Origin of the sequence: uncultured Kriegella sp., assembly GCF_963975415.1 — a bacterium.
Lineage (GTDB): Bacteria > Bacteroidota > Bacteroidia > Flavobacteriales > Flavobacteriaceae > Kriegella.
The window spans coordinates 346,772-361,730 of the sequence record NZ_CAXBGN010000005.1 but is presented as its reverse complement, the minus strand read 5'-3'; the positions used below and the strand labels follow the sequence as shown (position 1 = coordinate 361,730).

15 protein-coding genes are annotated in these 14,959 nt (G+C 41.5%); 5 read left to right on the top strand and 10 right to left on the bottom strand.

The genetic code is table 11. The features are described 5' to 3' along the window. Nucleotides 1-8: 8 nt before the first annotated feature. The 7 genes from nadD to AACZ88_RS13850 form a co-directional block, all read right to left on the bottom strand. Nucleotides 9-593: a nicotinate (nicotinamide) nucleotide adenylyltransferase gene (nadD, locus tag AACZ88_RS13880; RefSeq protein WP_339711422.1), complete on the bottom strand. Its 585-nt coding sequence runs from the start codon at nucleotides 591-593 to the stop codon at nucleotides 9-11. A gap of 2 nt (nucleotides 594-595) precedes the next feature. Continuing rightward, nucleotides 596-1,186: a guanylate kinase gene (gmk, locus tag AACZ88_RS13875; protein ID WP_339711420.1), complete on the bottom strand. Its 591-nt coding sequence runs from the start codon at nucleotides 1,184-1,186 to the stop codon at nucleotides 596-598. Then, complete coding sequence (locus tag AACZ88_RS13870; RefSeq protein WP_339711418.1) at nucleotides 1,183-2,040, bottom strand: YicC/YloC family endoribonuclease; 858 nt, start codon at nucleotides 2,038-2,040, stop codon at nucleotides 1,183-1,185. Before AACZ88_RS13870 ends, gmk begins: the two co-directional genes overlap by 4 nt. 37 nt (nucleotides 2,041-2,077) lie before the next feature. Further along, nucleotides 2,078-2,431 carry an SdpI family protein gene (locus tag AACZ88_RS13865; RefSeq protein WP_339711416.1) on the bottom strand — a complete coding sequence of 118 codons (354 nt, stop codon included), beginning with the start codon at nucleotides 2,429-2,431 and terminating at the stop codon, nucleotides 2,078-2,080. 4 nt (nucleotides 2,432-2,435) lie between these two features. Further along, on the bottom strand, nucleotides 2,436-3,254 hold the full coding sequence (locus tag AACZ88_RS13860) for a DUF1080 domain-containing protein (RefSeq protein ID WP_339711415.1): 819 nt from the start codon (nucleotides 3,252-3,254) through the stop codon (nucleotides 2,436-2,438). A gap of 104 nt (nucleotides 3,255-3,358) precedes the next feature. Next, complete coding sequence (locus AACZ88_RS13855; protein WP_339711414.1) at nucleotides 3,359-4,117, bottom strand: DUF1080 domain-containing protein; 759 nt, start codon at nucleotides 4,115-4,117, stop codon at nucleotides 3,359-3,361. 19 nt (nucleotides 4,118-4,136) lie between these two features. Continuing rightward, on the bottom strand, nucleotides 4,137-5,189 hold the full coding sequence (locus AACZ88_RS13850; protein ID WP_339711411.1) for a sugar phosphate isomerase/epimerase: 1,053 nt from the start codon (nucleotides 5,187-5,189) through the stop codon (nucleotides 4,137-4,139). Nucleotides 5,190-5,346: 157 nt separating this feature from the next. Between AACZ88_RS13850 and AACZ88_RS13845 the strand changes: the two genes are divergently transcribed. Together AACZ88_RS13845 and AACZ88_RS13840 are read left to right on the top strand one after the other, a co-directional pair. Then, nucleotides 5,347-7,050, top strand: coding sequence for a GMC family oxidoreductase (locus tag AACZ88_RS13845; RefSeq protein WP_339711408.1), 1,704 nt, complete (start codon nucleotides 5,347-5,349; stop codon nucleotides 7,048-7,050). A gap of 136 nt (nucleotides 7,051-7,186) precedes the next feature. Next, entirely contained in the window at nucleotides 7,187-7,651 is a 465-nt protein-coding gene (locus AACZ88_RS13840; RefSeq protein WP_339711405.1) for an ASCH domain-containing protein, read from the top strand. 95 nt (nucleotides 7,652-7,746) lie between these two features. Here the strand turns inward: AACZ88_RS13840 and AACZ88_RS13835 are convergent, their stop codons facing one another. The 3 genes from AACZ88_RS13835 to AACZ88_RS13825 form a co-directional block, all read right to left on the bottom strand. After that, on the bottom strand, nucleotides 7,747-8,883 hold the full coding sequence (locus AACZ88_RS13835) for a Gfo/Idh/MocA family oxidoreductase (RefSeq protein WP_339711402.1): 1,137 nt from the start codon (nucleotides 8,881-8,883) through the stop codon (nucleotides 7,747-7,749). Between the two features lie 64 nt (nucleotides 8,884-8,947). Next, on the bottom strand, nucleotides 8,948-10,177 hold the full coding sequence (locus AACZ88_RS13830; protein ID WP_339711400.1) for a nucleoside permease: 1,230 nt from the start codon (nucleotides 10,175-10,177) through the stop codon (nucleotides 8,948-8,950). Nucleotides 10,178-10,435: 258 nt separating this feature from the next. Next, a complete protein-coding gene (locus tag AACZ88_RS13825) occupies nucleotides 10,436-11,443 on the bottom strand; it encodes a sugar phosphate isomerase/epimerase family protein (protein ID WP_339711397.1) in 1,008 nt (335 codons plus the stop codon). A 137-nt stretch (nucleotides 11,444-11,580) separates the two neighbouring features. Between AACZ88_RS13825 and AACZ88_RS13820 the strand changes: the two genes are divergently transcribed. The 3 genes from AACZ88_RS13820 to AACZ88_RS13810 are packed head-to-tail and all read left to right on the top strand — an operon-like array spanning nucleotide 11,581 to nucleotide 14,875. Beyond that, nucleotides 11,581-13,293: a GMC family oxidoreductase gene (locus AACZ88_RS13820; protein WP_339711395.1), complete on the top strand. Its 1,713-nt coding sequence runs from the start codon at nucleotides 11,581-11,583 to the stop codon at nucleotides 13,291-13,293. Beyond that, nucleotides 13,293-13,940: a gluconate 2-dehydrogenase subunit 3 family protein gene (locus tag AACZ88_RS13815; protein ID WP_339711393.1), complete on the top strand. Its 648-nt coding sequence runs from the start codon at nucleotides 13,293-13,295 to the stop codon at nucleotides 13,938-13,940. Before AACZ88_RS13820 ends, AACZ88_RS13815 begins: the two co-directional genes overlap by 1 nt. Nucleotides 13,941-13,954: 14 nt before the next feature. Continuing rightward, nucleotides 13,955-14,875: a TIM barrel protein gene (locus AACZ88_RS13810; protein ID WP_339711390.1), complete on the top strand. Its 921-nt coding sequence runs from the start codon at nucleotides 13,955-13,957 to the stop codon at nucleotides 14,873-14,875. Nucleotides 14,876-14,959: the final 84 nt, after the last annotated feature.

The window sequence follows — 14,959 nt, the reverse complement described above, 5'->3', positions numbered from 1 at the left end:
TTCTATAATCACCGATAAAAATTCATTTCGTCCATATATTTCCAAACGGCATCAGGCAATAATGGTCTAATATTTTTGCCTTCCTCATGGCTTTTACGGATGAACGTAGAAGAAATTTCCATAATGGGTGCATCAACCCTATGAATTTTCGGGTGACCGTTAAAACGATGTTCTACCTCACCTTTTGAAATTCGGGGATAGACATAAAGATCATGATTCTCCAAGATAACTTCGTAATTCTTCCATTTGTGAAAGCCTTTTAAGTTGTCTTCCCCCATAATAAGGCAAAACCTATATTCCGTTCCATATTGCTCGGTCAGATGCACCAAAGTGTGAGCCGTGTAATTGGGCTGCGGCAAGTCAAATTCTATCTTAGATGGCTTCAATTTAGCGTAAGCGGCAGTAGCTTCATAGACCATTTGATAGCGATGATTATTATGTAACAAAGATTGTTTGGTCTTAAAGGGGCTCTGGGGTGTAATTACAAACCAAACTTCGTCTAAATCGGAAAATTCGACCATATGGTTCGCAATAATCAGATGCCCAACATGAATAGGATTAAAAGTACCGAAATAGAGTCCTACTTGCTTCACTACTACTTTACATTTACTTCGACACCAACAAATTTTGCAACAAGCTGATGGGCCTCTTTCAGTGCTGTGTCTAAATCATAATTTTTAATAATAGTATCGAACTGCGGTGCGGTCGCCATTTCAACTGAGGCTTTGGCGACACGCATGTTTATCTTATCTTCACTCTCAGTACTACGTTTCTTTAATCGTATTTTCAGTTCATCGACACTCGGCGGCTTTACGAAAACTGCCAAGGTTTCTTCAGGGAATTTTTTCTTGATTCGAAGGCCACCCACAACATCAATATCAAAAATCACATTTTTTCCTTCTGCCCAAAGACGCTCAACCTCACTCTTCAGCGTTCCATAAAAATTATCGCGATAAACCTCTTCCCATTCTAAAAAATCATCATTTTTAATATGATTCTTGAATTCCGAAACGGACATAAAATAATAGTGTTCACCGTTTTTCTCCTTCATTCTTCGAGGTCGCGAAGTGGCCGAGACCGAGAAGGCCAGATTCAGATCGGGCTGTTCCAAAAGGTGACGCACTATAGTCGTTTTACCACTGCCCGATGGTGCTGAAAATATAATAAGTTTTCCTCCTTTGCTCATAGTACATTCAACATTTGTTCTTTGATCTTTTCTAGTTCATCTTTCATCTGAACGACCAATTGTTGCATAGGGGCATAATTGGCCTTAGACCCGATCGTATTGATTTCCCTACCGATTTCCTGTGAAATAAAACCCAATTTCTTTCCGTTTGAATCGTCTGATCGTAGGGTTGTTCCAAAATATTCTAAGTGATTATTGAGTCGTACCTTTTCCTCGGTTATATCATATTTTTCCAAATAGTATATCAGCTCCTGCTCGAAACGATTCGCGTCGACATCCGTTTTTAGATCTGCAACGGCCTTCTCCAATCGGGCCCGTACATCTGCTTGTCGCTCAGGATCCATTTCCGTTACTTTTTCAAGCAAGACCTTCAAGTTTGCAATACGATCTAAAAAATCTTTCTCAAGAACATTGCCCTCCTCAGACCGGAAGATATTGATTTCCGTCAAGGCCTCTTTAAGTGCCAATTGTATCGCTTTGTATTCCTCCTCATCAATATCTTCCCGTTCTGTTTTCATGGCATCGGGCATACGCAAGGCCATTTCCAACAAACGCAGATCATCGCCATCGGCAATACTCCCAAATTGTTTCATATAATTACGAATAGCGGCCTCATTTACCTCGGCAGAGGTCTCATCACCGGTAAACTCTACATACAAACCAAAATCAACCTTGCCCCGCACCAACGAACTTGCAATAATTTTACGCAAATCAAGCTCTTTTTCGCGATAGGCCGATGGCATTCGCGCATTCAAATCCAGACTTTTACTGTTCAGTGATTTTAATTCTACGGTGATTTTTTTGGAAGGAAGTTGTATTACATGCTTCCCGAAACCGGTCATGGATTGAATCATAAATTGACTTTAAATTTTGGCAAAGATACTGAGATTGTTAGTTTTTTGGCTTCCCGTTCTTATCGAATCGCTTTTTGAGCAATCTTTCACAAAAATATATCCCGCCACCTGCGCATAGCAGCATGACAATAAGGGTAATAAGATGTGCCTTTTCTGGAAAAACGACATAGACCAAAATTCCAAAAACCAATAGTAAGACCCCTGAATTTAAAAATATGGAGGCACTCGTTTTATTAGCAAATACCCATGCTTGAAGGCTTGACATGCTCCGCTTGATGCGATAACCGTAAAAGCTATTTATCTTTTTTGGAGGATACCATTTCATCAGTAATCCTGTCGCAATAAAAATTGCACCATAAACGATGATTTCAAGCAACGGCACCCAATCCATAATATCACAATTCTCTTACCCAAATATTTCGGTAGCTAACCCGACTATTGTCTCCGTGATCTTGAAGTTTAAGGGGGCCCTTGCCATGCGAAGGGTTCTTAGGCCAGCCGATGTAAGGCGTCGTACCCTTAATTTCCACATGGTCTTGAATTAAAACCCCATTATGCAAAACGGTTATAGTGCCAGATTTTATCTTTGCCCCATCTGCATTGAATGCCGGGGCGTGGTAAATAACATCGTAGGTATTCCATTCCCCACTTTGCACTGAAGCCATTGCCAAAGGAACGTGTTGTTTATAAATTGACCCTACTTGTCCGTTTACATAGGTGGGGTTGTTATTTTGATCCAATACCTGTAACTCATAAAGGCCGTTTAAAAAAATACCGCTATTTCCCCTATGTTGTCCTTCGTCATTCACTTCCTTAGGAGAGCGCCATTCAATATGTAATTGAATATCACCAAAATGCTGTTTGGTTTCTATATCACCGGCCTTATCTTTCACCGTCATACTGCCATCATCGTTTAAAATCCAATCAGCAGCCGAATCATCTTTTGAACTTACCCATCCGTCTAGACTGGTGCCATCAAAGAGAACTATGGCATCACTGGGCGGGCTACCTTCGCGAGAAGGCTCTACCCTTGGCACGGTAGGTTCGTAAAACTCTGTTTCTTCCGGTTTCGTTGGTTCGGTTCCGGTATATTCTTCGTGTACAATAACTTGATCTTCCTTTTCTTTGGGCTCCAGTGGATCTATCTTTACTTTTTCTTGGCAAGAAATCGTTACGAACATTGAACATATTGCGAACAAAAAGAAATTTTTCATTTTTAGAGTATCCTGTGTTAAAGAAATAAGCGCCCTTAATAAAAAGAGACCGCCGGCATTTAAAGGTGGCACTTATACCCTTAATCACCGGCTGCCTAATTTTTTTACAGCTCCTTTATTTTTATATTTCGAAAAGCAACCACATCACCGTGATCTTGAAGCCCAACTTTTCCCGTCTTAAACTTTGCAAAGCCTTCCCATTTCTCAAATTTACTTCCCTTCAACAAGGCTTCCAATTCTTCGCCTCCAACTGGAAAAGCAGCTACTTCTACCCCATTGAGTACAGAGCTCCCTTTATTGGTATTATGATCGATGGTAATAACACAAGTGTTCCATTCCCCGACTGGCTTTGTCGCATCTTTTGATGGTTCGACCAAATCGTAAAGCGCACCGGCCTGATGGGTAGTTCCGTTTTTAGCATCGGGATGCTTTTCATTGTCAAGCACTTGAATTTCCATTCCTGTGTGATACGGTTTTACAAACTTTTCATCATCGTTGATGCCCCAGAAAATACCACTATTCCCTCCTTCTGAAATCTTCCATTCCAGCGACAGGACAAAGTTGGTATACTCTTTCTTGCTCACGATATCTAAAATCTGACCTTTTTCCTTCTTTGTGGGTGGATTAAAGACGAGAGCGCCATCTTCAATTTTCCAGTAAGCTCCCGGATCGCCCCCTTGGTAAAGTTCCCACGCATCTAAAGAGGTTCCATCGAAAAGTGTAACCCATTCATCCGTTGAATTCGTTTGGCTCAAAGACTCCGTAGCCGGCTCTGTTGAAACATCGCCTGATTCTTTTTCCGCCTTGTCTTTACAACTAGCAATACATATCGCCATTAGTAAAACCATTCCTAGTTTTCTCATTTCTTTCAGTTTATAATTTTTAAATTCCTAGTATTTTCTTCAAAACAGATTTGTCGATTGCTGCTCCCGCAAAATCATCAAAAGTCTTCTCGGTCGCTTCAATAATGTGGTCTTGAATAAAAATTGCACCTTCCCGTGCACCCTGCTCCGGACTTTTAATACAGCATTCCCATTCCATAACCGCCCAAACATCACAACCATATTGTGTTAGCTTTGAGAAAATAGTTTTAAAATCAATCTGACCATCTCCCAAAGAACGGTACCTGCCTGCCCGGTCGCCCCAATCATTGTATCCTCCAAAAGCCCCTTTCTTTCCTGTAGGGTTAAACTCTGAATCTTTCACATGAAACGAACGTATGAATTCGTGATAGTGGTCGATGTACTCGACATAATCGAGTTGCTGTAATACAAAATGACTTGGATCGTACAGTATATTCACCCTTTTGTGATTACCCGTTGCCTTGAGAAAGCGTTCAAAAGTATCACCATCATGAAGGTCTTCGCCAGGGTGTATCTCATAACAAACATCAACGCCTTCTTCATCAAAATGATTTAAAATAGGCATCCATCGCTTAGCCAGCTCTTCAAACCCCATTTCCACCAATCCCGCTGGCCGCTGTGGCCAAGGGTGCCAAGTATGCCACAATAATGCCCCTGAAAAAGTAGCGTGGGCCTTTAGTCCTAATCTTCGGCTAGCGGTTGCAGCCTTTTTAACCACATCAACTGCCCATTCCGTGCGGGCCTTTGGGTTATTCTTGACCTTATCGGGCGCAAAATTATCGAACATAAGGTCATAGGCCGGGTTTACGGCAACTAACTGCCCTTGCAAATGTGTTGACAGCTCTGTGATTTCCAGACCGTATGAATTCACTTTTCCTTTGAGCTCATCACAATATGTTTGACTCTCGGCAGCCTTATCGATATCGATCAAAAAACTTTCCCAAGTAGGTATTTGAATTCCTTTGTATCCCAGATCAGATGCCCATTTACACATACCGTCCAAAGAATTGAACGGTGCCTTGCTATCTACAAATTGTGCCAAAAAAACGGCTGGTCCTTTAATTGTTTTCATTTATATAGTGTTCTATTATGTTTCTATGTTTTTTAAAAATGAGGTGTTATTAAGAATAAATCCTATATTTATTTCTTGAAAAATGCCCTTTCTACCTTTTTCCTCGGGAAGTCATAAATATAGGAAAACCATCAGAATTAAAACAAAAAAAAACAATATGAATCAAGAAGTAGAATATGATGCCATCGTTGTGGGTACTGGAATTAGTGGGGGCTGGGCGGCTAAAGAACTCTGCGAACAAGGACTAAAAACCTTGGTCTTGGAACGGGGGCCGATGGTAGAACATATCAAAGATTACAAGACCATGAACGATGACCCTTGGGATTATGAGCTCAAAGGGGAACTTTCAAAGGAAGACAAGAGAAAACAACATGTACAAGCCCGAATCGGCTGGGCTCCAAAAGAAGATAACAAGCATTTTTTTGTTAATGACCTCGACCACCCATATGTAGAAACGAAGCGTTTTGATTGGATAAGGGGATATCATGTTGGCGGTCGATCACTTACTTGGGGGAAACAATGCTATAGATGGAGCGACGTAGATTTTGAAGCAAATAAAAAAGACGGGGTTGGCGTTGATTGGCCCGTACGTTACAATGATATCGCACCATGGTATGACAAAGTAGAAGAATACATTGGGGTAAGCGGTCAAAACCTGGGGTTAAAACATCTTCCTGATGGAAAATTCCAACCACCGATGGACCTAAACTGTGTGGAGAAAGACCTGCAATCTTCAATGGAAAAGCAATTTGACGATGGAAGATTACTAACCATCGGCCGGGTTGCCCATATTACAGACCGGAAAGCAGATTTTGAAGGCCGACAGCCCTGCCAGTACAGAAATAGATGTTCAAGAGGTTGCCCCTTCGGCGGATACTTCAGCAGCAACTCTTCTACGCTACCAGCTGCCGAACGCACCGGAAATATGACACTTAGACCGAACTCCATCGTACATGAAGTCATTTATGATGATACTACTAAAAAAGCCACCGGGGTTCGGGTAATAGATGCCGAAACACATGAAAAACTTGAATTTAAAGCCAAAGTCATTTTTTTATGTGCCTCCTCGATGGCCTCGGTCGGCATTTTATTACAATCAAAATCGAAACGATTCCCCAACGGATTAGGTAATGATTCCGATGCCTTGGGAAGAGGTATCATGGACCACCACTACCAATTGGGAGCGAGTGCAAAAGTAGCTGGTCATTTAGACAAGTATTACAAAGGCAGAAGGCCCAACGGCTTCTATATTCCCCGTTTTGTCAATCTTGACGAAAAAACCAAACGCAAAGATTACATCCGTGGTTTTGGGTTTCAGGGAGGTGCGAGCAGAGGCGATTGGTCAGAGTCGGTTGCAGAACTGGGTTATGGAGCGGATTTGAAAAAGGAAATTTTAAAACCTGGAAATTGGAGTATCGGGGCAACAGGTTTTGGGGAATTTCTACCCTATGATGACAATAGAGTGACTTTGAGCACTACAGAAAAAGACCAATGGGGTTTACCTCAATTGGACTTTGATGTGGAATTCAAAGAGAATGAATACAACATGCGTGAAGACATAAAAAAAGAAATAGCTGCTACATTCAAGGCGGCAGGTTTCAAAGACATATCGGTTTATGACAATGCCACTGGACCGGGATTGGGAATACACGAAATGGGAGGGGCCAGAATGGGCCATAATTCGAAAACTTCGATTGTAAACAAAAACAATCAAATTCATTTGGTACCGAACGTATATGTCACAGATGGCGCTTTTATGTCTTCTTCGAGCTGTGTAAACCCCTCATTAACCTATATGGCATTCACAGCAAGAGCCGCAAGCCATGCGGCGAAACAATTTAAAGCCGGCAAATTTTCATAAAAAGAAGCTAGAGAACGTCAAGTTGATGGTATTAATCGATCATTCGCTTTAATTTAAGGGTTATAGCCTAATTTACCATTGCTTTGAATAAATCAAAGAAAAAATTAGGCAAAAGTAATAGATTAGAAAACTAATAATGGAGAACGCTTCGGCCAGAAATATGTGGGGCGATTTTTTAGATGCCCATCTTGAGTATGCTTTTGTAGATGCACCCAAAGTGATTCACTTTTGTGATAATGAGAAGGATGCCAATGATTGCGTAAAACTTGTTAAAAAAGGCATCAAAAAGGCCACTACACCATCACTGCTTGGATTGCAGTACCGCAATGAGCCCTTACCAAAAATCGGTGATTTTATGGTAATTACCGATTGGGACGGTATGGCACAATGTATCGTCAGAACAACATCGGCAAGACTCAAACCCTATTTTAGTATCGATGCGGCTTATGCCCGACTTGAAGGGGAAGGAGACCAAAGTCTTGAATATTGGAAACGTGTGCACTGGGATTACTATGAGCGGGAACTCAAACCTTTTGGGCGTATGCCCCGTGAAAGTATGATTGTTGTCTGTCAAGAATTCGTGAAAGTTTTTGAACGTTAAAGCCATTACGAAATATTCAAGACACACTTTTTAGATAAGAAAAAACCCGACAACTTCTTAAACTGTCGGGTTTTTCATTATTTATTTTTTTAATACTATTCCATGTCTACCCAGACATTACCGCCTTTATGTGATGCTACCGTGGCTTCGATAAAGTTCATACCTCGAACGCCATCATGCATGGTAGGGTATTCGCCATCGTTATAGGCTTCACCCCGTATGGCTTTGGCAACTCCCAAATAAATATTGGCCATAGAATCGAAAATTCCTTCTGGGTGGCCTGCCGGCAATTTGGTGCCATCCAATGAAAGTTCACTGTTATAGGCATGTCCTGGCTTATAAATTTGTGTTGGTTCGGTATCGCTCATTTTATAAAGAAAATTAGGGCGTTCCTGCTCCCAACGGAAGGCCGCCTTTTCCCCATAAATCGAGATGGCCAGGCCATTTTCTTCGCCGGTGGCAACTTGGCTTCCGCGAATAACTCCTTTTACATAATCGCTCATACGAATAAGTACAGTGCCGTCGACATCCATTTGGTTGTCTTCATACAAGTAATTGAAATCGCATAACAATGATTCTACTTCAAGTCCGGTAGTATATTCAACAAGATTAAAAGCATGCACCCCGATATCGCCCATGCATGAGCTAATACCAGCCTTTTTGGGGTCTAAACGCCAAACCGTGGAGCGCTGTGCCTTATCGTGAATAATAGGATTGATCCATCCTTGATAATACCGTGCATCAATTTTATGAATTTTCCCCAAGGCTCCCGCTTTAATCATTTCACGCATTTGACGCACCATGGGATAGCCCGTATAGGTATGGGTAAGCGCAAATATAGTTCCGGCCTTTTGATGAGCCTCTTGAAGAATTTTAGCCTCTTCCAAAGAGGTGGTCATAGGCTTTTCGCAAATGACATGAAACCCATTGTCCAACAATTTTTTGGCCATTGGAAAATGCAAAAAATTGGGAGTTAGCACAGAACAGACCTGAATTCTTTCTTCCTCCGGAAGCTTCATTTCTTCCTCAATAAAAGTATCGAAGTCTTTATAGATTCTATTGGTCGGCACATCGATTTCCTCAGCAAATCCGATGTTCTCCTTAAAATCGGGATTAAACACCGCACCCGTAATTTGATAGTTGTCGTTGATGTGTGAAGCTACTCGATGAAGCACCCCTATGAGGGAGTCACCACCACCGCCTAATATTCCTAATCTAATTTTTTTTGGCATATCCTATTTAATTTATTCTTTAAAGATCGATTTATATTTTAAGGTTGTCAATTTATAAAATTTTCTAAGATTTATAGGCAATTTTCTCGTTTTTGAATAAAACCGCAAAGAGTAGAAAAACCAAAAATGCAAATCCTGCAGGATAAATCCAAATGGTGTCCCAACCATGGGAACCATCGGTATTCAAATACATATCGGTGATTCTTCCGGCAACCCAGAAACCAATCAACATACCTATACCATATGTTGCGAGCGTAATAAGACCTTGAGCGGCACTCTTGTACGTTTCCCCTGCTTTCGAGTCGGTATAGATTTGACCGGAAACAAAGAAAAAATCATAACAAATACCGTGTAATCCTATTCCTAAAATCAACAGAAAGGTGAGCTCGCCGGCGTTGCCATAGGCAAAGAGTAGATATCGCAGGGTCCAAGCCAACATAGCAATCAAGATGGTATTCTTAAAGCCGAACTTTTTAAAGAAGTATGGCAATAAGAGCATAAATAGAATTTCGGAAATCTGGCCAATTGTCATCATTCCCGTTGGGTTTTTTAGTCCGACCTCTACCAAGAAAGGATTTGCATTCTGGTAATAAAAAGCCAATGGAATACAAATTAGAATAGAGGAAAGAAAAAAGATAAGAAAGTTCTTATCACCCAATAATTTTAGGGCATCTAAACCCAACATTTGCGAGAAGGATACTTTTTTTGAAATATCAGCTTTCGGCGGATTCTTTGGCAATGTAAAACAGAAAGCACCTAGAATTGCCGATGAAATGGCCGCCATTAAATAGGTGTTCTTCAGCATTCCTTCAGAAATTCCCGACGGCGAATCCCAATGAAAAGCATAACTAATAATCAATCCGGCAACGATCCAGCCCAAGGTACCAAAAACCCTAACGAACGAAAACTCTTTTGCCGGATCTTTCATTTGATTGAAAGAAACGGAATTTACCAATGCCAGTGTTGGCATAAATAAAATCATATAGCCCAAAACATACGGATAAAAACCATCAAAACTTGTGCTACAGTACATTAAATAGAGTAAGACAGCACCTAGTAAATGTAATATTCCTAAAATTCGTTCCGCATTAAAATAACGATCCGCAATAAGCCCTATAATAAAGGGGGCCAAAATTGCTCCCCAGGATTGAGTAGAAAAGGCCATCGCTGTTTGTCCAGAACTAGCCCCTATATTGTTGCCCAGAAAAGTTCCCATAGTAACGAACCAACTGCCCCATATAAAAAATTCCAGGAACATCATCACCGACAATTGCGTCCGTACCTTTGTATTCATCCTCTATCGTATTTATTGTTCGTAAAAATAATTAAAAGAAAGGGCCAAGGGCCTGAGTACCTATATACAATTGATTCCTACGGCATATAGCACGGTCAATAACATGAGAAAGTATGTCGCCCATCGTATTTGTGAACGACATACCTTTTGAATTCTCATCGATTTTTAAACATTCGTCAATGATTCTTTATTACATATAGTAATCAAAGAGTTCGTCGAAAAATGCCTTCCTGAGTCAAATTTATTACTAAAACAAAATCAGCTTAATTCTTTGGCCGCTTTGAGAAGTAAGTCCTTTGTAGCCAAGATACCGGCCTCTTCACCTAACTCGCTTCCTTCATACTCAACACCTACAAAGCCGGTATAACCAGCTTCTTTTACAATTTGAAGCATTTTAACATAATCAATTTCAGTTTCATCTCCCGAAGCATCGAAGTCATGTGATTTGGCACTTACCCCTTTTGCATAAGGCATCAATTCTTCGACACCCTTGTAAAAATCATATTGCTCTTCGCATTCGTAACTACCTTTCTTTCTTTTAATACAGAAGTTTCCGAAATCTGGTAAAGTGCCGCAATTATCCATATTCGCGGTAGCCATTACGTCTGCCAACATAGCTCCGTTGGAGGAGAGTCCACCATGATTTTCCACGATAATATTGATATTTTTACCCTTGGCGTAGGCACCTAGTTCCTTAAGCGATGCTACTGAATTATTTTTCCACTTGACTGGATCGTTGGTTCCCGCCAGATTAACTCGAATAGAATGACATCCCATAGCAGCGGCGGCGTCGACCCATTTATGATGTTTTTCAATGGCCTCCTTTCTTTCCTGTGCATCGTCGACCGCCAAATTACCTTGGCCATCGATCATAATAAGCACGTTCTTTAAACCATGTTTTTTAGCCTCTGCATTGGATTTTTCGACAAAAGCAGCCATCGCTTCCTCCGAATACCCCGCATCTGATAGTTCAGGGTTATATAATTGACTTACATATTCCAAACCTGTAAAACCCCATTTTTTTGCCTTTTCAGCAAAAGTGTAGGGGTCTACCCCATCGTTTTTAATCATCTTATGTATAGACCATTGCGCCAAAGAGAGTTCAAAAAACGGTGATGCATCTTCCATGTTAGATTGAGTATCGAGACCCTCTCCTGTCTGCTCTTTTGCATTCTCTTTTTTTGCTTCTTTGCAGGCATATACACCCAAAAGGGAAACTGCTATACCTGCACGTGAACTATTTCGGATAAAATTTCTTCTCTTCATTTTACGTATTAGTTGATTGAATTTAAATTAAATAGATTTTTAACGCCCATAGGCGTGACTTCCTAAGAAAATAGGGCGTTTAAATGTAAAGAATTAATTTTATATTTAATAAATTTAGCGAATAAACAATATTACAAATGAGTAAATTTTATTATAACCAAGAGCAAGGTTCCTATGACGCAATTGTCGTTGGAACGGGCATCAGTGGAGGCTGGGCCGCTAAAGAGCTCTGTGAAAAAGGATTGAAAACTTTGGTACTTGAACGCGGCAGAATGGTCAAACACATCGAAGACTATGAAACGGCCAATATGGATCCCTGGGATTTCCCCAATGCCGGGAAACCCACCCAAGAAGATATCGCAAAACAGAAGAAACAGAATAGAACAGGTTACACTACGAACGCTGCGAGTAAAATGTGGTTCGTAAACGACTTGGAACACCCATACAACGAAATTAGGCGTTTCGATTGGATGCGTGGTTACCACGTAGGTGGTCGTTCGCTGCAATGGGGACGCCAGAGTTATCGCTGGAGCGATATTGATTTTACCGCCAACCAAAAAGACGGTATTGGGGTAGATTGGCCCGTTCGGTATAAAGATATTGCACCGTGGTACGCAAAAGTAGAAGATTACATTGGCGTTAGCGGTGAAGCGCTTAACTTGCCCCAATTACCTGATAGTAATTTTTTGCCGCCTATGGAAATGAATTGCGTCGAAGACCATTTCAAGAACAAAGTAATGGAAGGCTTTGACGATCGTGCCGTCACCATCGGTAGGGTAGCACACATTACGGGCAGCAAAGAATTCGACGGACGCACCAAATGTCAATTCAGGAACAGGTGTATCAGGGGATGTCCTTTTGGAGGTTATTTCAGCAGCTTATCATCGACCCTACCGGCAGCAGAAGCAACAGGAAATATGACCTTGCGGCCCGACTCCATTGTTCATGAAGTAATGTACGATCCCGACACCAAAAGAGCTACGGGTGTAAAAGTTATCGATCGTGTCACAAAGGAAACCCATGAATTCAAGGCGAAAGTTATTTTTCTTTGCGCATCGGCCATTGCATCGACTTCCATTTTAATGCAATCAAAATCCGATCGTTTTCCCAACGGTATGGGCAACGACTCCGATCAGTTGGGCCGAAATATTATGGACCACCACCTTGGTGTGGGGGCATCAGGGAAATTCGATGGCTTCGAAGACAAATATTACAAAGGGAGAAGACCTAATGGCGTATATATTCCCAGATTTAGGAATTTAGGAGGCGCTTCAGATAGAAAGGACTACAAACGTGGGTTTGGATATCAAGGCGGAGCCAGCCGAGGCAATTGGGAAGAAACGGTTGCAGAACTCTCTTACGGAAAAGACCTCAAAGAGAGCATACTTAAGCCAGGAGGTTGGAGAATGGGCATTGGTGGTTTTGGCGAAGTGCTCCCTTATGAAGATAACCGAATGACCTTGGATTACGATAAACTAGATGGCTGGGGGTTACCCACGGTCACCTTTGATGCCGATTTACAGGAAAACGAATTCAGCATGCGTAAAGATATGCAGGAATCTGCAGTAGAAATGCTCGAAAAAGCAGGCTTGCGCGATGTCAAAGGACATGATGGACCTACCGGTTTGGGTCTTGGCATTCACGAAATGGGTACCGCTAGAATGGGACGCAGCAGAAAAACCTCTGTGCTGAATGGAAACAACCAACTGCACGACGTACCAAATGTTTATGTCACTGACGGAGCATTTATGACCTCTGCCAGTTGTGTGAACCCTTCATTGACCTATATGGCATTTACGGCCAGGGCCGCCGACCATGCGGTCAAAGAACTAAAAAAAGGAAATATATAATGGATAGAAGAAAAGCACTCAAAAATATGGGTTTGGCGCTCGGATACACGGTCGCCACCCCTACCTTGATCAGCATAGTTCAGAGCTGCAAAAGTGAAACTGTTCTCGAATGGACCCCGGATTTCTTTTCTAAAGACGAAGGAGCCGCCCTGACTAAGTTAGTTGACATTATATTACCCAAGACCGACACCCCATCCGCTTCCGAAGTCCAAGTAAATCTATTTATAGATCGATTTGCAGACCAGGTTATGGATAAAGAGCAGCAAGACTTTGTTAAAATGTCGATGGGCAACTTTTTAAGCAAGGCACAAAAAGACGCAGGCAAGGAAAAAATAGCAGATCTTTCAACGGAAGACCTAGAGCCGGTGTTGGCCAGCTCATTAAGGGTGACCAAAGAAGATGAAGCAAAATATTTTAAACTAATCAATGCGTACCAAAAGGCAGTAGCCAATGGTGAACCCGCAACCTTGGATGAAGGGATATCGCGTTTTGCATTTGCCAATAACTTAAGAGGGTTGACCATTATGGGATACAAAACTTCAGAATACGTGGGCGAAAATTTAATGGCCTATTTGCCAATTCCTGGAGAATACATAGGGTGTACCGATTTAAATGAACTGACCGAAGGTAAAGCTTGGTCGCTATAACTAAATAAACAATTTTGAAGAGAAGAAATTTTATACAAAAAACAGCCATTACCGGGGGTGCACTTTCCCTCGGAGGAATAAGCTTGGCTGCATCTAGCCCTGTAAGCATCAATGCACAAAAACATCAATTCAATTTAAAATATGCCCCTCATTTGGGCATGTTCAAGAATCTTGCCGGGGATGACCCCATTGACCAGATAAATTTCATGGCCGACCAAGGTTTTACAGCCTTTGAAGATAACGGCATGATGAAGCGCGACGTCGCTTTGCAGACCAAAATGGGTGAAACCTTGGCAAAGCGAGGCATGACCATGGGTGTATTCGTAATCGACAAAGGGGGCAATATGGCAAATACCCTGGCAGCTGGCAAACAAGAATATATCGATATATTTTTGGATGGATGTAAAAGAGCGGTCGAAGTCGCTAAACGCGTCAACGCCAAATGGATGACCGTTGTGCCTGGTGGATTCGAAAGAAAGCTACCGATTGGCGTTCAGGACGGTAATGTCATCGAGGCATTGAAAAGAGGTGCCGAGATTTTGGAGCCACATGGGTTGGTAATGGTACTTGAGCCGTTATCAGATTCTCCCGATTTGTATCTGCAGAATTCAGATCAGACTTACATGATATGTAAAGGTGTTGATAGCCCATCATGCAAAATATTGTTCGATATCTATCACATGCAAAAAACCGAAGGGCATCTCATTCACAATATGGGACTCACCTGGGATGAAGTAGCATACATTCAAATCGGCGATAATCCAGGGCGTAAAGAACCCACTACCGGAGAGATCAACTATAAGAATGTTTTTAAATGGATTCACGAAAAAGGTTTTGATGGTGTCTTAGGCATGGAACATGGTAATTCAAAAGGAGGCAAGGCCGGCGAGCAAGCAGTCATTGATGCCTATAAGCATGAAGATGCATTTATGTAAACATATTAATAAGCTTAATACGATTGAAAAACAGCTACTTAAAGTAGCTGTTTTTTTAACCGAAATCTTCAGAAATTCAAAATA